The following is a 20,616-nucleotide window of genomic DNA, read 5'->3' as shown; positions in this document are numbered from 1 at the left end:
GTGCTCTCCTCTTAGAAGCCCAAACTTGACAATAAATCGTCAACATCATCTTGCCCATTGACTACGTCATCTCGCGATTCTTTATCAATAATAGGCCCTTCAGGGCCGGCAAGTGTATCTTGTGCAGGCGGTTCTTCGGCTTCGGTAGGTGTCTTTATTTTTTCACCACCAAGCTCGTGACTACCAAAAGCGGTTAGTAAGTGAATTAGGCTGTCTTCAACTTCTCTAACTAATTCAATAACCCTTCGTATAACTTGACCTGTTAAATCTTGAAAGTCTTGTGCCATTAACACGTTTGTCATCAAGCCCTGTAACTCATCTGTTTTAGTATGAGAATGGCTCATGAATTTATCTAGACTATGACAAAGTGTTTTAAACTCACCTAGCTCAATTTCACGACTCATAAGACGATCCCAAGTAGGCTTGATATGAGCAATCTCATCTGCTAACTCTTGAGCTATTGGTAAACTAGCTTCAACCGCGTCCATCGTTTTGTTGGCAGCATTTTCTGTCATTTCCATAACATAGTTCAAACGCTGCTTTGCGTCTGGAAGTGCATCTGTCGTCAAATCCGATAAGCGCGTATCAAGTTCAAAGTTTTTTAACGCATCATGAAGTTGACGCGTTAACTTTCCCACTTCAGCAAACAACTCAGATTGCTCTTGAGAAGCCGCATCAATAATTAGCTGGTCAGCTTTTTCTTGTTCGCCATTTTCAAGGTAAACAACAAGCTGACGGGCTTGTTCTAAACTGATCTGAGGCGCAGCAAGTGCTGACATAAGCCTCTCCTATTTATTTAGCCTAGGCGCTCGAACACTTTTTCCAATTTGGTTTTCAGTGTTGCAGCAGTAAAAGGTTTTACAATGTAGCCGTTAACACCGGCCTGGGCAGCAGCAACAATTTGTTCTTTTTTAGCTTCTGCTGTCACCATTAATACAGGGATATGTTTAAGCGTACCATCAGCTCTGATAGCACGTAATAAATCAATACCTTGCATGCCCGGCATATTCCAGTCGGTTACAACAAAATCAAATTCCTGATTTTGTAACATGGGTAAAGCTGTTGAACCATCGTCAGCTTCTTGTACGTTTGTAAAGCCTAAATCTCTTAAAAGATTTTTGATGATACGTCTCATCGTCGAAAAATCATCAACAACAAGAATTTTCATGTTTTTATCCAAAACATCCTCCGGTGAGGTCTAAACCTATATTTACTTACTTCTAGTTTATCCAGTCATTGATTTTTGCTTTTAGCTTAATCATCGCCTGACCATGTATCTGGCTCACACGCGATTCACTTACATCGAGTATGTGCCCAATTTCTTTTAAATTCATTTCATCATTGTAATATAGCGAGAGCACTAGCCCATCTCGCTCTGGCAAAGACTTTATCGCAGCTAACAAGGATTCATTAAAACGTTCATTCTTAACGTTATTAAACGGCTTGTCCAGTGCAAAATCTTGACCAACAGGAGTTATAACGTCTTCATCAACTCCTAAATCCTCAATCCCTAGTACTTTACTCGAATTTACATCACTAAGGATATGATGGTACTCATCAAGCGTAATATCAAGTTTTTCAGCAACTTCAAAGTCTTTAGGTTCACGGTTGAGTTCGCTTTCTAGCCCAGAAATGGCCTCTGCGACCATTCGGCTGTTACGATGAACCGAGCGTGGAGCCCAGTCACCACGGCGCATTTCATCAAGCATCGCACCACGAATTCGTATACCAGCAAAGGTTTCAAAGCTAGCACCTTTAGAGGTATCGAAATTTTTCGACGCTTCAATCAATCCAATCATACCAGCTTGTATTAAATCATCTAGTTGCACGCTTGGAGGTAAACGCGCAATGAGATGACATGCTACTTTTTTAACTAGTGAAGCATGCTTCTCAATAATTGCATTTAAATTTACTGTTGATTGATATCCCATCGCTTTATTCACCGATGCAGTCATAGTTAGCCGTTTACTAATTTTTCTATGAAGAACTCTAAATGGCCTGATGGTTGATTAGGTATAGGCCATTTTACTGCTTTTGTCGCTAATGTTTTAAATGCAACAGCTGCTGGGGAGTTAGGGAACAACTCCACAATGACCTTTTGCCGACGAGTAGATTTACGCATATTCTCATCATATGGCACGGTTGCAACCAGCTCCATTGAAACATCTAAAAAGCGATCTGTTACTTTGGAAAGTTTGGCAAATAGCTCATGGCCTTCGCGCATGCTGCGCACCATATTGGCAACTATTTTAAATTTGTAAACACCATGCTCACGACTGAGCACTTTAATTAATGCATAGGCATCTGTTATCGAAGTCGGTTCATCGCAAACAACAACCATAACGTCTTGCGCTGCGCGTGAAAAGCTCAGCACCATGTCAGAGATACCTGCAGCAGTATCAACAATTAAAATATCAAACTCAGTATTCAACTCACTAAATGCACGAATTAACCCGGCATGCTCAGAAGGTGATAGCTCGACCATGCTTTGAGAACCAGAAGTAGCAGGGACTATTTTTATACCTGCAGGCCCTTCAACTAATATTTCATCAAGCTCACACTCTCCAGAAAGAACATGAGATAAATTTCGCTCTACGCGTAAACCAAGCATCACATCGCAATTAGCTAAGCCTAAATCGGCATCCAGTACTAAAACCCTATTACCTAATTGGCCTAAAGCTATTGCAGTATTAAGTGATACATTAGTTTTACCTACACCACCCTTACCACCTGTAACAGCGATAACCTTTACGCTGTTATTATTGTTTTGACTCATCTTTCGCAGGCCACTTGCTTGATCTAATACTGTGTTAATCATACATCCCTACTGTGCTTGACGCTACTGCTTGACGCCTTGAATGTTGTACTTTTGTTCTTTTTAGGTATAGCTGTTCTGCTTTTTTAACCAATTTTTCAGCATTTGCTACACGAATATCCTCAGGAACTCGTTGACCATTAGTAAGATACCCTATTGGGAGGCGATTTTGAATCGCTATGCTAATAATCTCGCCTAAACTAAGCGATTCATCCAGTTTTGTGAAAATACAGCCACTTAGCTGAACTTTTTTAAAGTGCCTTACAGTTTCTTGCAGTACGTTAATTTGTGCTGTGGCGCTTAATACTAAATAACTACGAATATCAACGCGCTGATTACGCATTAGCGTGTTTAGCTGCTCAGTTAACCGTAAGTCTCTTTGGCTCATTCCTGCCGTGTCTATTAATACTAGTCGCTTATTTCGTAAATGGTATAAAACTTCTGCTAATTCATTAGCATCTTTTACTTGTTTTACGCCACAACCAATAATTCGGCCATAAGTCGCAAGTTGCTCATAGGCACCAATACGGTATGTGTCTGTGGTAATTAACGCTACTTTATCTGCGCCATATTTTTGCGCGCCCAGTGCTGCCAATTTGGCTACTGTCGTGGTTTTACCCACTCCTGTAGGCCCAACTAAAGCATAAACACCGCCTTGGCGTAAAATTTCATTGTTGGTTGTGTGCATTTGGTTTTCAACCATTTGCAATAATGCTTTCCATGCCTCTTGACGAGATACATCATCAGGAATAAAACACGCCATTTGCTCTGCAACATCATGTTCTATACCCATACCAACCAAACGGTCTATCATACAAGCTCGCGTAGGATCACGACGCGCCATATCTTGTTGCATCAAACCTGAGACTTGGTGTTCAAGTAGCTGTCGAATTGCATTCATTTCATCACGCATGGAAGTCATTTCATCACTTTGCGGATTTGCTGCGCTTGTTTGCGATTGCAAAGGAGCACCCAAATCATCAAAGTCACTTTCTAATTCATCATCAAAACCTAAGCTATGAGCTTGAGTACGAACCTTAGGGGCTGGCTCTCTGCGGGCAAAGTCTGGGTGAGCCTGCGGCTCATTTACTCTTCTAGGTTGCTCTGAGTACCTAGATTGCTGTTGCGTTTCCTGAGGTTGAAACTGCGTCGAGGTATCGATACCCGATTGGTTGAACATTGACGCAAGCTCAGGAGAACGAGGGCGAGGTGATTGACGCTCAAGCAATGCTTGTAAACTGTCAGCAACTGCAGCCTGTGGCTCTTGTGGAGCGCGTTTAGGCGCTGACTTTATAAAATTATTAGGGTTGCTTTGTGCTTGAGCCGCTGGCTGAGGAGTTGATTCTTGTGGTGCAGCTTTGTCGTAATCAACAGCAGCAACAATCTCAACGCCATTAGCTAGCTTTTTATTTGACATAATAACCGCATCAACACCTAGTTCATCTTTAACTTCTTTTAGTGCGGTACGCATATCTTTAGCAAAAAAACGTTTTATTTTCATGGTTCACAACCCTTCTAAATCAATTATTGGCCTACTGAGCTGACAATCTTGATCTGTCTTTCGTCTGGTACCTCTTGATAAGACATTACCCGCAAACCTGGGATGGTGTACTTAACAAATCGAGATAACACAGTGCGTAACATTCCTGACGTTAGCAATATCGAAGGTTCACCGGCCATTTCTTGATTCTGATGCGCTTCATTCAATGACTGTTGAAGTCGCTCTGCAAGTCCTGGCTCTATTCCGGCACCTTCGTCGCCTGCATTTTGAAGTGACTGATGCAACATCTGTTCCAACTCAGGCGCCAAAGTTATGACTGGGATTTCTGAAGACATACCAACAGCATCTTGAACGATTAATCTACGCAATGAAATTCTCACTGCAGCCGTTAGTACATCTGGGTCTTGGCTTCTTGGACCATACTCAACAAGTGTCTGAACAATGGAACGCATATCACGTATTGCAACACCTTCGTTAAGTAAATTTTGTAATACTTTTACTACTGTTGTCAGTGGTAGCACATCTGGCACCAGACCTTCCACTAAGCGCGGGTGACTCTTAGCAAGCATATCTAATAAATTTTGAACTTCTTCATGACCAAGTAAAAGTGCGGCGCTATTGGTTAATAACTGGCTAATATGTGTTGCAACAACAGTGGCTGCATCAACAACCGTATAGCCTAATGACTGCGCTTCATCTTTTTGATTTGCTTTGATCCATACAGCATCCAAGCCGAACGCGGGATCTTTTGTTTCAATCCCTTTAATTGGGCCAAATACTTGGCCTGGATTGATAGCAAGCTCATCGCCATGCTTAAGTTCACCTTCTCCACTTGATACGCCCATCATTGTTATTCTGTATGCATTAGGGTCTAACTCTAGGTTGTCGCGAATGTGTACCGGAGGAACTAAAAAGCCAAGCTCTTGTGAAAGCTTCTTACGAACGCCTTTAATGCGGTTTAACAGTTCACCGCCTTGTGATTGATCAACCAACGGAATTAGGCGGTAACCCACTTCTAAACCAATTACATCCACTTGCTGTACATCATCCCAACCAAGCTCTTTTTGTTCTTGTTTATTCGCAACTCCTGTTCCTGCTGGACCACCGTTTGCAGCTTCTTCCTCTTTTGCGGCCGCTTCTTTAAGCTTGCTTTGCTGCGTGTAATAAGCAAGGTAGCCTAGTAGTGCACCTAAACTTAAAAAGGCAAAATGTGGCATACCAGGTACTAAGCCCATTACGATTAAAATACCAGATGCAATAAACAAAGATTTCTCGTTGCCAAGCTGACTTTTGAACTGATCGCCCATATTCAGCGATTCATTTTGACGCGTAACAACTATCGCGGTACCGATTGATAAAAGTAATGAAGGTAACTGAGCAACTAAGCCATCACCGATGGTCAATAATGTATACACTTCCATTGCACGACCAAACGAAAGGTCATGTTGGATCATGCCAACAAATAAGCCACCAATAATATTAATGATTAAAATAACAATACCAGCGATCGCATCGCCTTTTACGAACTTACTCGCACCATCCATTGAGCCGTAGAAATCCGCTTCTCGAGTTACTTCCTCACGGCGGTCTCGTGCTTGCTCTGCACTAATAAAGCCTGCATTCAAGTCAGCATCAATAGCCATTTGTTTACCAGGCATAGCGTCAAGCGTGAATCGCGCTGATACTTCTGAGATACGTCCAGCACCTTTGGTGATTACAACAAAGTTTATAATAATGAGAATTAAGAATACGACAAGACCAACAGCATAGTTACCACCGATAACCACAGAGCCAAAGGCTTCAATTACCTTACCAGCAGCATCACCGCCATTATGACCTTCAAGTAATACCACCCGTGTACTGGCAACATTAAGCGCCAAACGCATAATGGTTGCGATAAGTAATACCGCTGGGAACATACCAAAGTCGACCGGCTTCATGGTGTAAACAGTAACCAATAAAACCACTAAAGCGAGGGCTATATTAAACGAAAAAAGAATATCAAGTAAGAACGGGGGCAGTGGTAAAATAACCATCCCTAGCGCAGCGAGCACTAGTAAAGGCGTGCCAACGCCTTTAGCATACTCTTTCTTATCTTTATTAAGTTGTTGTAATACAGCTTTAAATTCCATAACTCTACAATTTCAAAAAATTGACACTGTACGGATTTTGCAATAACTATTCCAAGTTACTGCATTATTAAAATAAAGCACACTTAGTATTTATAAGCATCTGGGATAGGCAGTGTTTTATCAAGTGGTGTAGGCCGCTTTCCACGCCCTTTTCGAAAGCGTTTTAGCTGAAATACGTACGCTAATACTTGCGCAACAGCTGTGAATAATTGATCAGGGATTTGCTCGCCAACCTCAGCAGTATGATAAAGAGCACGCGTCAGCATTGGCGATTCAACAACGGGCACTTCATTACCTTTGGCTATTTTTCTGATTTGCATTGCAAGCTCATCTACTCCCTTGGCAACGACTATAGGTGCCCCTGCACGCTCTGTGTCGTATTTTAATGCAACAGAGTAATGAGTTGGGTTAGTGACAACAACATCGGCATCAGGTACGTCCTGCATCATTCTACGCTGTGACATTTGCCTTTGCGTTTGCCTTATACGGGCTTTGATCTGTGGATCACCCTCTGAATTTTTATACTCATCTTTCACTTCTTGAAGGGTCATTTTGAGTTGCTTATGGTGGGTATGGCTTTGGTAAGGAGCGTCAATTGCTGCAATAATGGTTAAAGTACACGTCAGACCTAAAAACATCCACGCCAAAATCTCAAGTGCATGAATAATGTTACCTGGTGCACTTTCGATACTTAAATGCAAAATCTCATCAAAGAAAGTGTTGATCAGAAATACTGCAAACCCAGCTACAACAGCAAACTTCAAAATTGACTTAACCAGCTCAACGCCCGCTTGCGGCCCAAACATCCTTTTAATCCCTTTCGCTGGCGACATTTTACTGGCTTTAGGAGCCGCTGCTTGCCAACTAAAGTTAAAGCCGCCTAGTAGGGTGTTTCCGATAATACCCGCAAGGACAATAATAAATACAAACATGGCCATAGGAAACACAAGTGCATCAGCAACTGATCCCCATACGGAGAACATTTTTGTTGTATCGTAGGTTTCATTCCGGTTTAAGCTGAGCATACGGCCCATGATGTTAAATAGCCCTTTGCCAATTTCAGGTCCATACATCAACAAAGAAATCGCAGAAAAAATCAACACAAACATGGTTCCGAGCTCTTTCGAACGGGCTATTTGGCCCTTTTTCTTGGACTCTGAAATTTTCTTACCCGTGGGTTCTTCTGTTTTTTCTTGACCTGAATCTTCAGCCATAATGCGCTCCTAGGGTGAACAACCAACTAAAGTACACATTAACTCAACCATTTTTAACCACTGGAATTCATATTGAGTAATAAAGTTTCCTAATGTTGCCCATATAATCACAAGACCAGCAACAAGGGTGAATGGAAAACCGATAGAAAAAATATTTAATTGAGGTGCAGCACGTGTCATTACGCCAAAAGACATATTGATGACTAACATGGCTGTCAGTGGTGCTAATGAAAGTACCAAAGCTGTAGTGAACATCCATCCACCCCAGGTGACAATATCCCAATAATGGTCAACTGCCCACCAACTGCCATCAATCGGGAGGACATTAAAGCTATGAACGACCATTTGAATCATCATTAAATGGCCGTTAAAAACAAAGAATAACAAAGTAGCTAAAATTAAATAGAATTGACCAACCGCAGGTACACTCATACCGTTTGAAGGGTCAACAACAGAGGCGAAACCTAAACCGGTTTGCATTGCCAATATTTGACCTGCAAGCACAAAGGTATTCAACATCAACAATGAGGCAAAACCAATAGCAATACCGATTAACATTTGTTGAATAACGACAAGCAGCATTTGAAATGAAAACAAATCATTAAAACTGGCGGGAGGCAATACAGGTACAACTAAAAAAGTAGTAACAACAGCAAGCCCCATTTTTATACGGGTAGGTACATTTTTAGCGCCGATACCTGCCATTACCATAATCATTGAACTAATTCGCACCAATGGTAATAAGAAATCACTGAGCCACTGAATTATAACTGAAAATGGGAAATCCATATCAGCCTGCGATTTCTGGAATAATCATTATTAAACGGGTAAAAAAGTCCATTAGCTCTTGGGTTAACCAGTGACCACCTGCAATGAGTGCACTTATGGTAATTAATAAGCGAGGTAAAAAACTCAATGTTTGCTCATTAATTGATGTTGCCGCCTGGAATACTGCAACAACCAAACCCACTAACAACCCAGGTACAACAATTGCTGAAACCAATTTAATAACTAAAAATAGTGCGTCACTAAGAATATCAACGAAAATTTCCGGTTCCATGGGTTACTCCTTGTGCTGTATTATTGCCAATGTAAAAACCATCGCTAAACCCCAAGGCCGAAACTTTTTGCTAACGTCCCCATCACAAGGCTCCAACCATCAACTAAAACAAACAGCATAATTTTAAAGGGTAATGATACGATCATGGGTGAAAGCATCATCATACCCATGGCCATCAAAACTGATGCAACAACTAAATCCACAATTAAAAAGGGAATAAAAAACATAAAACCAATAATAAAAGCAGTTTGTAACTCACTGGTCACAAAGGCTGGGATTAGCACTATCATTGGCGTAGCCTCGGGAGAATCCAGTTTGTCATAGCCAGCTATTTTAGCAAACGTTTCAATATCCTTAATACGAACTTGCGACAGCATAAATGCCTTCATTGGCTCTTTCGCAAGCTCCAATGCTTGTATTGATGTAACTTGCTCATTCATATAAGGTTCAATGGCTTGCTCATTCACCTTCTGGTATACGGGCGCCATAATGAATATACTTAAAAACAAGGACATACCAAGTAAAATTTGATTCGAAGGTGTTTGCTGTAAACCAATTGCTTGACGTAAAATAGCTAATACCACGATGATACGTGTGAATGACGTCATCATTATGACCGCTGCCGGAATAAAGCTCAGCGCAGTCATAATTGCAAGTACTTGTAACGTGACTGAGTAGTCTTGCGAGCCGTCTGGGTTTGTGGTGATATTTAGCGCTTCAATACCCTCAGCGTTAACTGTTGGTATAAATACGAGACTAATGAGTATTAGCAGCCACTTCATCATATTATGCGTTCTTTTTATTCTGATTAGAGTTTAGTAAATTACCAAATCGTTTGACCAAAGCAGGTAGTTCTTTTTCTGTTAAAGGTGTTTCCAGCTTCAATAGGTAATTAATACTGTGAGGTGTGACGCCTAATAAATGCTGAGCGTTATCAATCTCAACTACCATCAAACGTTCTCGTGTACTGAGTGGCAAACTACGAACAACTTTAAATTCATCGCTGTTGGTTAAATTAGGGTTTACCTTTTTTACCATGATTGCGAGTACAATAATCAACACTAACACCGTGATCAGTGACATAGCCACTGATACAATGTCCCCCATCGGGGTTGCCGATGGAGTAACAGTACTAACTGTGGAAGATAGTATAATCCAACCACTCATCGTAATTTTTTGATCCGTTCTACTTGACTGATAACGTCAGTAAGGCGAATACCAAACTTGTCATTTACCACCACAACTTCACCGTGCGCTATTAATGTGCCATTTACCAACACATCAAGTGGCTCACCCGCAACCCGATCAAGCTCGACCACTGAACCCTGATTTAATTGTAATAAGTTACGGATATTAATTTTAGAACGACCCACTTCCATAGAAATAGTCACTGGAATGTCTAAAATAGTATCAAGCTTACGTTTTTCTTCCGTACTCATTTCGTGTTTAGCGTCACTAAGCTCATCAAGCTCTGCAACTTGTGCATCCGCACCGTCATCAGTGCCTTCTGCTTCAGCTAGGGCTGCTGCCCATTCATCCATAGTATCTTGGTCATCACTCATACATTTAAACCTTTTCTTTACCAGTCTAAATCCACACCTTCAGAGAGGTGTAGATCGTCTTCTAGTTCTGCTAACTCTGCATCTGAATCAAGTTTTTTACCGCCTTTTGTAAAGACGTGTAATTCTGATTTAACTGACTCAGGTCGTTTAATTTTTTCACTAATTTGTAATGCAACATTGTCACGAGAGCGACCCATTTTAGCTCTAAATGTTGGTAAGTCCTCAACAAACACAGTGATATGCTCTGGCATTTCTACAGGGATAATATCACCCGCTTTAAATTCCATTATTTGTGCTAAATTTAGCTCCACTTCAAGCAATTGCGTAGAAAGCTCAACTTCAACATCCATTATTTCATCACGTAATGCTTTACTCCAACGAAGATCAGTATCCTCAGTGTCAGACTGTACACCAGCGTCAAGTAATTCACGAATAGGTTCAAGCATTGAATATGGCAGTGCGATATGGAAATCCCCACCGCCGCCATCAAGCTCTATATGGAAAGAGCTAATCACGACAACTTCTGTTGGACTAACAATGTTTGCCATTGCTGGGTTTACTTCAGAATCGAGGTATTCAAAGGAAACGTCCATAACAGGTGCCCATGCTTCTTTATAATCTTCAAAAATTATTTTTAGTAGCATTTGCACAATACGACGTTCTGTAGGCGTAAATTCACGCCCTTCTATTTTGGCATGATAACGGCCATCGCCACCGAAAAAGTTGTCTACCAAGATAAATACTAACCGCGCTTCCATGGTTATTAAGCCCGTCCCTTTTAGAGGTCGAAAGCGAACCATATTAAGGCTAGTAGGTACAAATAAAGTGTGAATATATTCACCGAATTTTATCATTTGTACGCCGTTGATTGACACTTCAGCGGTGCGGCGCATCATATTGAATAAGCTTATTCGCATATGTCGGGCAAAACGCTCGTTAACGATTTCGAGCGTTGGCATACGTCCACGAACGATACGGTCTTGGGAAGAAAAGTCGTATTGCAGTGTGTTACCACCGCCCCCTTCTTCACCATCTTCTATATCTTCCTCTTCGACTTCATCAACGCCGTGTAATAGCGCATCAATTTCGTCTTGGGATAATAAATCGCTCACGCAGGCCCCTTATTGCATTACAAAGCCGGTAAATAAAACCCGCTCAATTACTTTACTGCCTTCAACATCATTTAATGCCGTTTGTACTTTTTCAAGTGCAGCAACTCGCAACGTCTCTTTACCTTCACTGGTGCCAAGCTCGTCAGCCGTTGTGGTAGAAAAAACACTTAACAATGTACCTTCAATTAATGGGATATGTCTTTTGGCTACTTCTTCATTCACATCACCACGAACTAAAAGTTGGACTTTAATTTGTACAACGCGGTCTCTACTTGCACCTGGCACATTAAAAACGAAAGGTCTGGGCATTGCCACATAAAGGGCGCTGCCAATTTTGGCGTTATTAGACGATTCAACTTCTTCTGTAGCAACTGTTTCATCAGCTAATGTTTCAGCAGGTTCATCTGAACCTGACATTAAGAAAAACCCAACACCACCTGCAATTAATAAAACAACAACGGCAATGATTATAATCAGCTTCTTCTTACTTTTACCGCCTTCTTCTATTTCTAAATTTGCTTCTTCAGCCATTATAATTCCTTACTGCCTTAAAAGTGGGTAATAAAACAACTGCGTTAACCCATCAAGCTTTCTCATCAGAGCTTAGAATAAAGAAGATATCTCAAGCAACTCTTTTTAAACATTTCGATATAAATAACATACATATCAAGTCCAATAAAAACCTCAACCTAAAGCAGTTTTGTTAATAAATCAGACTTTATTTTGTTACTCATATAGTTTAGTGCTTTAGAAACATCTTAAACTAAAAACTAATTAGTTATTTTTATAACTTTATAATAGCAGGTGTTAGGCATAGTAATCTATTGAAGATGAAGATTGTTGGCCTGAACTTTGCGCACTTGGTTCAGAATCCGCAGCTCCATCATCACTTTGACCATTAGATGCAAGCTGTCCGCGTCCCTGTTGCTGCTCTTGTTCGTCAGCATTACCTTGGCTATCACCTTGCTGGATACTGCTCTCTCCAAGCTCAATACCCTGCTCCGCAAGCATTTCGCGTAATTTAGGCATAGACTGCTCTAGCGCTTCTTTGGCTTGTTGGTTTTGTACAACAAAGTTTATTTGTGCTTGCTCTGCATCGCTGCGAATACGAATTTGCATGCTGCCCATTTCTGGCGGATCTAATCGTATTTCAGCTTCTTTATTATTAATGCTAAGTAGCGCACTTACCCGTTCTTGCAATAATTTTGCAGCATCACTTTTAACAATGTTCAATGCTTGCATTAAAGTAGGGTCTACATTTACTTGCTTTGTTTGTGACGTCGCACTGGTTTGTTGCGCATTTAGCACCTGCATATTGCTAAGCTCTTCAGAGTAACGCTGATCAATCGCTTCATTTATAGATTGGGTCATTGAGGTGCTTGCTATATTGGTCACTTGTGTAAATAGTTGATTTACACGCACCGCATTACTCTCTTTAGATGCTATCTGCTCAATTTTTTCATCATCTGCTACCAATGCTTCTTTTGCTACGTCTTGTTGAATATCAGATTTAATAGCTTGCTCTTGCGCAGTCATCTTAACAAATGTGGCTTGTCCCGATTGTGCCTTCGCTGTTTCAACTTGATTAGTCGCTATAGGCTGTGCAACCTGTAATGGCTCTTTTAAGGTAGTTGTTGACTCTTTAGTCATGGTCATTTGATTTTCATCTAGCACAGCTAGTGCCGCTTTCACTTGATTTAATACCGCCCCCTGAGGTTTCTCAGTCGCTAAAAACTGCTGAAGCTGTTCAGATAAAGCTTGCTTCTGCCCTGTTGCTAAATTAGCGATCTCGTCACTGAACTCTACCGCGTTAAAACTCGAAGTAGCATCGACATTTTGGGCTGAGTTAGCAGAGTTATTATTTGCAATAAATTGTGCAACAGTGTGTTTTAAATTCGCAAGGCCTTGTTTATCAACTCCTTGACTTAGCACTGCATTTACTTGCGTTTGCAATGTGGCACGTTGCTCTGTTGTCAAACGGGAAAGAACTTGATCACTTCCTGTTAAAACGTCTGTTTCTGCATTAAGGAGCTTCATAACTGTTTGATTTACTTCAGAGCTTTTCGCAATTTCAGAAGCAGACTGAGTGGTTTTAACAGCAGCTGACGTTGTAGGTGATTGAGCTGCAATAAATGCATCTTTTAATGCTTGAGCATCCTTAGACAAGGTAGGCTCAGCACCTACTGTTTTTGCTATTTTAGCTGTGTCTTGCATTTGTGCTGTATCGGCTTCAACACCTTTGTTAACTGCTGACTTAGTAGCCTCTTTCGAGTCCTTTATTTGCTGTGCGGGTATTTCCACACTGCTTTTAGCATCACCCACCTGAGCCGAAACGCTTGACTTAGAATCAGTTTTGTCATTTTTACTTTGGCTATTAACTGAAGACTCAGCTGGTGCAGCTGAACTTTGCTTTGCAGCTGTATTCAACGAAGATGACAGGGCTTCGGGGTTTACTTCCCCCTTTTTATCCACGGGTTTTGTTGGGGCTTTTAGTGCTACATCTGAGTCAGTTACTACTGCCTTACCAGCACCATCCACTTGATTCTTATTTACTTTTTCCTGTAATACCGCGGCTTCACCCTTTGAAGTGTCAGCTACAGACTCTTGCGCCAAAAGTGAAGCAAGTGGCTGGGCATTTTTAGTGTTTTCTGTAGAGGCGTTAATACTAGGCATATCCACGCTACTTGCTGATTTGTTAGTCCCATTCTGTGTTTCAGGAGCTTTTATAGCTTGAACATCATCAACAATTGGAGTAACGGCATCTTCGGGAAACCCTGTTTGTTTAAGGTTTTTATCAATTGCTTCAGCAACGGCCGATTTATCGCTAGGTATAACTGAGTTGTTAGGTAAGCCTTCACTGCTATCATCTTCTAAAGGCTTGTTTATAATTGGAGTAACGTCGTCAATTGGACGCGGGGCTTTAGGTTTTATATCTTTTGGATCGAGGCTTTCTTGAGCATATTTATCAATTAACTCACTTACTGAAGTCAAAGAATTATTTGGCTCTGATGTGCTCACACGAGTATCAAGGTTGTTTGCGGCGTTAATTTGAGCGAGCATATCATCACCAGAAATAACAGCTGCGGACTCTTTTTTTTGCTTTGATTGCATGGCATCTTGTGTATCACTTTCACTCAACTGTGGTGAGGCAGAGCCTTTACTTTTTTTATTAGGCTCTTCAGTGGCACTATTAGCGCTTTGTAACTGAGAGAAAAAGTCACTCTCTGAGCCTGACTTTTCATCAATAGCAGCTTGTTGTGATTGCTCTTTTTTAGCAAATTTAATATCTTGCTCTGTTGAAATGAGTGCTGATAGATCATTAATCGCCATAATTCACCTACATTAAAATGTGGCAATTTGCCGCCGCAGCTTGCCAAAATAAAGACGTCACATGTAACCAAGCAATATATGTGCCTACTATTAATGTTTAACAACTAAAGCGCATTACGCCTTTGAAAGAATTGGTTCAATGAAAACTCATCGAGCATGCGTTGCTCATTTTTTAATTCAATCGCAGTTGCTTTTTGCTGTTGTTTTTCAATCAGTTTTTCAATCGCTTTCGCTTTTACCTGTTGCTTTAACCACAAACTTTGTCGCTGGCTAACAACCTGCCTCGCTGTATTCACCGTACTGGCTTGCTGGCGAATAGCTTCTTCAATCTTCGCAATAAAAGCATGATATTGACTAAAGCCAGCACTGCTTAATCCGGATTGGCCTTTAATATGAAGCTGCTGGGTATACTCCATTCTAAAATTGTTGAGCCCTTGCAGCTTTTGTTGATTAGATTGAAAGTGCTGCTGTGCTTGTAGGTAATGCATGCGTAAAGATTCTTCTTTTTCTTTTTCCATCTTTAGCAGTAAGTTGAGTTTATTATTTGCCATTATGATTGCCCTAGTAACTGTGCAAGTCCTTGCAAGCCTTCATCATAACTGATCACGTCTTTCATCCCTTGCTGTAAGAATGCATTAACACGTGGCATCATATTAATTGCTTGATCAAGCATTTGATCAGTGCCTTTTTGGTAAGCGCCCAAAGTGATCATATCTTTGTTTTGCTGGTACATGGAATAAACTTGTTTTAGCACTCTTGCTTGTTGCATATGCGGCTCAGAAACAACTTGCGGCATAACACGAGAGATCGATTTTTCAATGTCTATTGCAGGATAATGCCCACTATCAGCTAAATCACGTGATAATACGATGTGACCATCCAGGATTGCACGCGCTGCATCAGCAATAGGATCTTGCATATCATCCCCTTCACTGAGCACTGTAAAAAATGCGGTAATTGAACCTTGCCCTTCGCCGCCATTACCTGCTCGTTCCACCAGCGCAGGAAGCTTAGCAAAAACTGAAGGTGGATAACCTTTCGTCGCTGGAGGCTCCCCCACAGCCAAGGCTATTTCACGTTGCGCCATGGCATATCGCGTTACCGAGTCTAGGAGCAATAAAACATTTAGGCCTTGATCGCGAAAATACTCAGCAATCGTCACCGCACTTTCACACCCTTTTAAACGCATCAGAGGTGATGCATCAGCGGGGGCTGCAACAACAACTGAGCGCTTACGCCCTTCAACGCCAAGAATTTCTTCAATAAACTCCTTTACTTCTCGCCCACGCTCCCCTACTAAACCGACCACAATAACATCGGCCTCGGAACCTCGTGTCATCATACCTAGTAACACTGATTTACCCACACCGGAACCTGCAAACAACCCCATCCGTTGCCCTTGTCCAACTGTAATTACTGAATTAATGGCACGAACTCCCACATCCATTGGTTGACTAATGGGTCTGCGAGAAAGTGGATTGATGGTGTTTTGTGCGAATTTTAAATAGTGCTCTGCATTAATAGGCCCTAAGCCATCAAGCGGACGGCCTAGACCATCGACAACACGACCCAATAAGGACATACCAACAGGTAAACCCGTTTCATTGATTTGGGGTATCACTCGCGCACCTGGCAGCACGCCTGATATATGATCGTTAGGCATCAGATAAAGTGTTTGGTCGTTAAAGCCAACTATTTCAGCGTCTACAAAACCACGCATGGTTTCAATTTTACATTGGCTGCCAACAGGCGCACGAAGCCCTTTTGCTTCTAACGTTAAACCAACTACTCGGGTAAGAATACCGGCAACGGCTGGCGTTGGGCTATGAATATGCTTTTGATACCCCTGTAAGCGCTCGCTCAATGGGAGAGGTTGTGTGTTCATTACAAACCAATTATTAGCTTAGATACCACTACTATGCAAAAAACTATCCAACGTTTCTTTGACACGGGTTTTAAGCGTCATATCTACCGAGGATTGCGGTGTTTTGACTTGGCAGCCTCCGCGTTCAAGCGTTGGCTCAGGGATAAGCTGCCACTGACTCTCAACGATGGCTTGCTCACCATAACTATTTTTAACTAATTCAATATCATCTGGATTGAGGTGTATACGCACAGCTTGTTGCTGTTCACCTAGTGCATCAATGCAATGCTTTAAGCTATGTAATAACACGTCAGGTGACGTTTTTACTTCTTGATATATTAATGCTTCGGCTAGCATAACAGCAAGTTGTATTAATTGTTTTTCAGCCTCTTCGTCTACCTTATTAAGCGGTGCGGTTAAGCTATCAACAAGTGATTTTAACGCTGTTAATTGTTCTTCAATAAGGGGTTTTACTTCCTCTTGTCCCTGAGTTTTACCAAGTTCGACTCCTTCTTTGTAGCCTGCCTCTTTGCCTTCAGAAACCCCTTTTTCAAAACCATCAATATAACCTTGTTCATGACCTTGCTTTAAGCCTTCTTCGTAAGCATCTAGGCGAATACGCTCAAGCTCAGCCATTGTCAGGTTCGGCAGTGCTTCTTCAGGTTCAGGCTCCTCTATTGGTTCTTTAACTTCTTTTTTGTACAACTCAGCCAATGGTGTACCAAACGCTGTAGAGCGACCGTCGAATTTACGAGTGTCTTGCGTTACATCAGGGATAGGCCAGTTTTGTAATAATTCATCAGCTTCATTTTCAGTTAATGGCTGACCTTGAGTAGAGCGAGGCTTATTCATGGTTTACAAGAACTCCTCGCCACCACCACCACCTAGCATGATCTCGCCAGAATCAGCTAAGCGACGTGCCGTAGATAAAATTTCTTTTTGCGCAGCTTCAACTTCACTAATACGTACCGGTGCCATAGCTTCTAAATCATCTGCTAGCATGTCGGCTGCACGTTTAGACATATTGCCAAGAATTTTATCCTTAAGGCCTTCATCAGTCCCTTTAATAGCTTTCATTAATACATCTTGTTGAACTTCGCGTAAAATGGCCTGGATGCCTCTGTCTTCTACATCCATCAAGTTTTCAAATACAAACATTAAATCTTGAATCTGTTGTGACATCTCTTCATCATGCTCACGAATTGAATCCATTAACTGTCCTTCAACATTCGTATCTAAATAATTCAATATGTCTGCAGCCGCTTTTAAGCCACCCATTTTGGCTGCTTGTGCTCCGGCTTGACCAGCAAACTGTTTCTCCATGATTTCATTCAACTCTTGTAATGCCGCAGGTTGAACTTCCTCAAGATTAGCTATACGCATGGTCAAATCTAGCCTAACTTTCTCTGGGAACTGGGCAAGTATTTCCGCTGATTGCTCAGGCTCTAAATAAGACAATACAATCGTTTGTATCTGAGGGTGCTCATTTCGAATAATGTTAGCAACCTGTTTGGAGTCCATCCATTTCAATGAATCTAGGCCTTTTGCACCTGACCCCATAACAATTTGGTCTATCAAACTAGCCGCTTTATCTTCACCAAGCGCAGCTGTTAGTGCTTTTTTAATAAAGTCTTCAGACTGGAAGCCTATCGTACTGAAGCTTTGAATTTGTTCGATAAATAGATTATGAACTGCACTTATCTTCGCTTGTGATAGATCATCAATGGCAGCCATAGCCATACCCACTTTTTGCACTTGCTTGGGTTCTAAGTGCTTAAGTATTTGAGCAGCATCCTCTTCTGATAAACTAAGTAGTAATATGGCGGCCTTATCAACTCCATCTAGTTTATCAACGTCAAAGGCTGCTGGTAATTGTTTTTGTTCTGGCTCTTGATCAGTCATCTTCTGTTAACCACGCTTTCACTACTTGTGATGATAATTCTGGTTCATTGGCAACTAAAGCTCGTACCGCTTTGAGTAAATCTTCATCGCCATGAAGGTCTGGTAACTGTAGTGTACCATCACTTGCAAAGCCAACCGAAGCAGAATCAAAGTCTTTATTTAGCATATCGAGTGTATTGTCGCCAATGTCTACGCCTGAACTTAACGCGTCATCATCATACTCTTCCAACGTATCATCTGGGTAAATAAGGCGTTTAAGCATAGGTTTAACAACCGCCATTATTAGTACAATAATAACCAGTGCACCTAACGCTAGACGTACCACTTTCATAAACCAGCTTTGCTCCCAAAGTGGTATTTCTTCTGCAACAGCTAACTCTTCACGCACGAATGGCACGGTAACAACTTCAAGTGCATCACCTCGTTGCAAATCAAAACCCACACCACCTTGCAATAGGCGACGAATATTTGACAACGCTTCAACAGAACGTGGCACCATCGTTGTTTCGCCGTTTTCACCTACTGTTGGTAAGTAATCGACTGCAACTGATACGCTAATTCTACGAATAACCCCAGTTTGCTGACGTTTATGAGAAATGGTGGTGTCTAACTCATAGTTACGAGTTGCTTCTTTATGGCTACTGCTTGGTGTAGTACCAGAGCCTGCACCGCCCTGCCCTGCAACTTCAGGGATGTTTGAATTAGTTGGCGGTTGATTTGTTAGAGCTCCTGGTATACCAACAGCTAGACCACCAATGTTATTTTCTTCAAATGTGGTTTCGCTTCTAACAGCTGGTAAGTCTGGATTGAAACGTTTTTGCGTCTCCTCAACAGCACTAAAGTCCATGCTTAAATCTACTTGGGCAGTGTAATTACCCATACCAATCACAGGCATTAAAATACTGTCAATTTTTTGTAGGTATTCTTGTTCACGCTTACGTTCAATATCGTACTCTTTTCTTGAACGAGCAGCTAAAGAGCTTTGAGAGCCAGAATTCAACAAACGACCATTTTGATCAGTAACCGTAACACGAGATGGTGATAGCCCTTGAACAGCTGAAGCAATAATATCAACGATAGAATCAACTTCCTCACTATCAAGCATACGCCCACGTTTTAGGGTTAACACAACTGTTGCCGAAGGCTCTTTTTCACGACGAGCAAATACATTTTCTTTTGGAATGGCTAATAACACTTTAGCCCGAGTGACATTCTTTAACTCTTCAATAGTACGCGCTAATTGCTGCTCACGGCCATGCTTTAAACGTTCACGCTCTAAACGCTGGCTTACACCAAAACCCATATCTTGCATGATAATATCAGTACCTGATGCAGGTGCTTGGTCTAACCCTTCACGTGTCATGAGTAACTTTATATTTTGATACTCATCCTCTGCAACCGAAATTAGGTTGCCATCAAGTTCATATTCAATTTTTTGCGCGTCTAAAAAGTCAAGAGTTTGAATAAGCTCTTCAGTCGGCATTTTACCCAATGGGCGCATGTCAGGCTGACGCGCCCAGATAATGACAAAAATGGCGATGGCCAAGCAAATAGCTAATGCGATAATTAAGGTAACCTGGCGCAATACGTCAACACCATTTAATGCACTTAAATAGCCCGACTTTTGCTCTTGCTGATCGTCGTTATCAGTTTGGTTGATAGCACCACCGCCTGCTAATGCAAGGTCGGTTGATTGATTAGATTGCGCCACAATAATTCTCCACTACCCAGCTTAAACAGGCATGTTCATAATTTCTTTATAAGACTCAACAAGTTTATTACGAACTTGAACAGTAGCCTCAAACGCGACGGATGATTTTTGAGAAGCAATCATCACTTCAGCAAGCGATACACTTCTGTCGCCCATCTCTAAAGCTGTGACTTTTTCTTTCGCTTCTCGTTGATGATTGCTCACTGTGTCTAAGGCATTTGTTAACAAATCACCAAATTGTGCAGACGAAGTAGGTTGTGTTTGCGTTGGAATAGCATTATTTGAATTACTACGGCCAGCTTCAAGAGCCATAGACTGCATTTCTTGGAATAACGCACTATTTTGAATTTTCATAATTATCTCTGACGATGCACTTTACTAATAACTAGATAAAGCACAAACCATGCCAATAA

The 20,616-nt window shown here is 41.4% G+C and carries 21 protein-coding genes; all 21 read right to left on the bottom strand.

Annotated features, from left to right (window positions below; all coding sequences use genetic code 11):
* Window positions 1-11: 11 nt before the first annotated feature.
* Complete coding sequence (locus tag ACHUE3_RS08375) at window positions 12-779, bottom strand: protein phosphatase CheZ (protein ID WP_394192005.1); 768 nt, start codon at window positions 777-779, stop codon at window positions 12-14.
* Between the two features lie 17 nt (window positions 780-796).
* A complete protein-coding gene (cheY, locus tag ACHUE3_RS08370) occupies window positions 797-1,180 on the bottom strand; it encodes a chemotaxis response regulator CheY (protein WP_099296717.1) in 384 nt (127 codons plus the stop codon).
* Window positions 1,181-1,220: 40 nt separating this feature from the next.
* On the bottom strand, window positions 1,221-1,931 hold the full coding sequence (locus ACHUE3_RS08365; protein WP_099296797.1) for an RNA polymerase sigma factor FliA: 711 nt from the start codon (window positions 1,929-1,931) through the stop codon (window positions 1,221-1,223).
* 26 nt (window positions 1,932-1,957) lie between these two features.
* Window positions 1,958-2,818 (bottom strand): MinD/ParA family ATP-binding protein, encoded by an 861-nt coding sequence (locus ACHUE3_RS08360; protein WP_058559781.1) that lies wholly within the window; start codon window positions 2,816-2,818, stop codon window positions 1,958-1,960.
* Window positions 2,811-4,316, bottom strand: coding sequence for a flagellar biosynthesis protein FlhF (gene flhF, locus ACHUE3_RS08355; protein ID WP_394192002.1), 1,506 nt, complete (start codon window positions 4,314-4,316; stop codon window positions 2,811-2,813). The genes ACHUE3_RS08360 and flhF overlap by 8 nt, the downstream gene beginning before the upstream one ends.
* Before the next feature lie 23 nt (window positions 4,317-4,339).
* A complete protein-coding gene (gene flhA / locus ACHUE3_RS08350) occupies window positions 4,340-6,448 on the bottom strand; it encodes a flagellar biosynthesis protein FlhA (RefSeq protein WP_394192000.1) in 2,109 nt (702 codons plus the stop codon).
* Between the two features lie 83 nt (window positions 6,449-6,531).
* Window positions 6,532-7,662 carry a flagellar biosynthesis protein FlhB gene (flhB, locus tag ACHUE3_RS08345; protein ID WP_394191998.1) on the bottom strand — a complete coding sequence of 377 codons (1,131 nt, stop codon included), beginning with the start codon at window positions 7,660-7,662 and terminating at the stop codon, window positions 6,532-6,534.
* 9 nt (window positions 7,663-7,671) lie between these two features.
* Window positions 7,672-8,451 carry a flagellar biosynthetic protein FliR gene (fliR, locus tag ACHUE3_RS08340; protein ID WP_394191996.1) on the bottom strand — a complete coding sequence of 260 codons (780 nt, stop codon included), beginning with the start codon at window positions 8,449-8,451 and terminating at the stop codon, window positions 7,672-7,674.
* Window position 8,452: 1 nt separating this feature from the next.
* On the bottom strand, window positions 8,453-8,722 hold the full coding sequence (gene fliQ / locus ACHUE3_RS08335; protein WP_058559776.1) for a flagellar biosynthesis protein FliQ: 270 nt from the start codon (window positions 8,720-8,722) through the stop codon (window positions 8,453-8,455).
* A gap of 44 nt (window positions 8,723-8,766) precedes the next feature.
* A complete protein-coding gene (fliP, locus tag ACHUE3_RS08330; RefSeq protein ID WP_099296723.1) occupies window positions 8,767-9,507 on the bottom strand; it encodes a flagellar type III secretion system pore protein FliP in 741 nt (246 codons plus the stop codon).
* A gap of 1 nt (window position 9,508) precedes the next feature.
* Window positions 9,509-9,889: a flagellar biosynthetic protein FliO gene (fliO, locus tag ACHUE3_RS08325; RefSeq protein ID WP_394191993.1), complete on the bottom strand. Its 381-nt coding sequence runs from the start codon at window positions 9,887-9,889 to the stop codon at window positions 9,509-9,511.
* Window positions 9,886-10,284, bottom strand: coding sequence for a flagellar motor switch protein FliN (gene fliN, locus ACHUE3_RS08320; RefSeq protein WP_135474875.1), 399 nt, complete (start codon window positions 10,282-10,284; stop codon window positions 9,886-9,888). Before fliN ends, fliO begins: the two co-directional genes overlap by 4 nt.
* Before the next feature lie 17 nt (window positions 10,285-10,301).
* Window positions 10,302-11,396: a flagellar motor switch protein FliM gene (gene fliM, locus ACHUE3_RS08315; protein ID WP_394191991.1), complete on the bottom strand. Its 1,095-nt coding sequence runs from the start codon at window positions 11,394-11,396 to the stop codon at window positions 10,302-10,304.
* A gap of 9 nt (window positions 11,397-11,405) precedes the next feature.
* Window positions 11,406-11,927, bottom strand: a complete 522-nt coding sequence (fliL, locus tag ACHUE3_RS08310; RefSeq protein ID WP_099296727.1) for a flagellar basal body-associated protein FliL — start codon at window positions 11,925-11,927, stop codon at window positions 11,406-11,408.
* Window positions 11,928-12,203: 276 nt separating this feature from the next.
* A complete protein-coding gene (locus tag ACHUE3_RS08305) occupies window positions 12,204-14,726 on the bottom strand; it encodes a flagellar hook-length control protein FliK (protein WP_394191988.1) in 2,523 nt (840 codons plus the stop codon).
* 104 nt (window positions 14,727-14,830) lie between these two features.
* Complete coding sequence (gene fliJ / locus ACHUE3_RS08300) at window positions 14,831-15,277, bottom strand: flagellar export protein FliJ (protein WP_099296729.1); 447 nt, start codon at window positions 15,275-15,277, stop codon at window positions 14,831-14,833.
* Window positions 15,277-16,611: a flagellar protein export ATPase FliI gene (gene fliI / locus ACHUE3_RS08295; RefSeq protein ID WP_099296730.1), complete on the bottom strand. Its 1,335-nt coding sequence runs from the start codon at window positions 16,609-16,611 to the stop codon at window positions 15,277-15,279. The genes fliJ and fliI overlap by 1 nt, the downstream gene beginning before the upstream one ends.
* Window positions 16,612-16,629: 18 nt before the next feature.
* Window positions 16,630-17,442: a flagellar assembly protein FliH gene (gene fliH, locus ACHUE3_RS08290; RefSeq protein WP_394191986.1), complete on the bottom strand. Its 813-nt coding sequence runs from the start codon at window positions 17,440-17,442 to the stop codon at window positions 16,630-16,632.
* 3 nt (window positions 17,443-17,445) lie between these two features.
* Window positions 17,446-18,492: a flagellar motor switch protein FliG gene (gene fliG, locus ACHUE3_RS08285; RefSeq protein ID WP_099296732.1), complete on the bottom strand. Its 1,047-nt coding sequence runs from the start codon at window positions 18,490-18,492 to the stop codon at window positions 17,446-17,448.
* Window positions 18,485-20,203: a flagellar basal-body MS-ring/collar protein FliF gene (gene fliF / locus ACHUE3_RS08280; protein WP_099296733.1), complete on the bottom strand. Its 1,719-nt coding sequence runs from the start codon at window positions 20,201-20,203 to the stop codon at window positions 18,485-18,487. Before fliF ends, fliG begins: the two co-directional genes overlap by 8 nt.
* Window positions 20,204-20,224: 21 nt before the next feature.
* Window positions 20,225-20,557: a flagellar hook-basal body complex protein FliE gene (gene fliE / locus ACHUE3_RS08275; RefSeq protein ID WP_099296734.1), complete on the bottom strand. Its 333-nt coding sequence runs from the start codon at window positions 20,555-20,557 to the stop codon at window positions 20,225-20,227.
* Window positions 20,558-20,616 lie beyond the last annotated feature (59 nt).

Origin of the sequence: Pseudoalteromonas atlantica, assembly GCF_043641955.1 — a bacterium.
GTDB classification, from domain to species: Bacteria; Pseudomonadota; Gammaproteobacteria; order Enterobacterales; family Alteromonadaceae; genus Pseudoalteromonas; species Pseudoalteromonas atlantica_A.
This window is presented reverse-complemented; position numbering and strand designations above follow the sequence as displayed.

Excerpts from the sequence above, each read along its gene's own strand:
- ACHUE3_RS08375 (WP_394192005.1), bottom strand. The coding sequence starts at position 779 with ATGTCAGCACTTGCTGCGCCTCAGATCAGTTTAGAACAAGCCCGTCAG.
- ACHUE3_RS08365 (WP_099296797.1), bottom strand. The coding sequence starts at position 1,931 with ATGGGATATCAATCAACAGTAAATTTAAATGCAATTATTGAGAAGCAT.
- ACHUE3_RS08360 (WP_058559781.1), bottom strand. The coding sequence starts at position 2,818 with ATGATTAACACAGTATTAGATCAAGCAAGTGGCCTGCGAAAGATGAGT.
- flhF (WP_394192002.1), bottom strand. The coding sequence starts at position 4,316 with ATGAAAATAAAACGTTTTTTTGCTAAAGATATGCGTACCGCACTAAAA.
- flhA (WP_394192000.1), bottom strand. The coding sequence starts at position 6,448 with ATGGAATTTAAAGCTGTATTACAACAACTTAATAAAGATAAGAAAGAG.
- flhB (WP_394191998.1), bottom strand. The coding sequence starts at position 7,662 with ATGGCTGAAGATTCAGGTCAAGAAAAAACAGAAGAACCCACGGGTAAG.
- fliR (WP_394191996.1), bottom strand. The coding sequence starts at position 8,451 with ATGGATTTCCCATTTTCAGTTATAATTCAGTGGCTCAGTGATTTCTTA.
- fliQ (WP_058559776.1), bottom strand. The coding sequence starts at position 8,722 with ATGGAACCGGAAATTTTCGTTGATATTCTTAGTGACGCACTATTTTTA.
- fliP (WP_099296723.1), bottom strand. The coding sequence starts at position 9,507 with ATGATGAAGTGGCTGCTAATACTCATTAGTCTCGTATTTATACCAACA.
- fliO (WP_394191993.1), bottom strand. The coding sequence starts at position 9,889 with ATGAGTGGTTGGATTATACTATCTTCCACAGTTAGTACTGTTACTCCA.
- fliN (WP_135474875.1), bottom strand. The coding sequence starts at position 10,284 with ATGAGTGATGACCAAGATACTATGGATGAATGGGCAGCAGCCCTAGCT.
- fliL (WP_099296727.1), bottom strand. The coding sequence starts at position 11,927 with ATGGCTGAAGAAGCAAATTTAGAAATAGAAGAAGGCGGTAAAAGTAAG.
- ACHUE3_RS08305 (WP_394191988.1), bottom strand. The coding sequence starts at position 14,726 with ATGGCGATTAATGATCTATCAGCACTCATTTCAACAGAGCAAGATATT.
- fliJ (WP_099296729.1), bottom strand. The coding sequence starts at position 15,277 with ATGGCAAATAATAAACTCAACTTACTGCTAAAGATGGAAAAAGAAAAA.
- fliI (WP_099296730.1), bottom strand. The coding sequence starts at position 16,611 with ATGAACACACAACCTCTCCCATTGAGCGAGCGCTTACAGGGGTATCAA.
- fliH (WP_394191986.1), bottom strand. The coding sequence starts at position 17,442 with ATGAATAAGCCTCGCTCTACTCAAGGTCAGCCATTAACTGAAAATGAA.
- fliG (WP_099296732.1), bottom strand. The coding sequence starts at position 18,492 with ATGACTGATCAAGAGCCAGAACAAAAACAATTACCAGCAGCCTTTGAC.
- fliE (WP_099296734.1), bottom strand. The coding sequence starts at position 20,557 with ATGAAAATTCAAAATAGTGCGTTATTCCAAGAAATGCAGTCTATGGCT.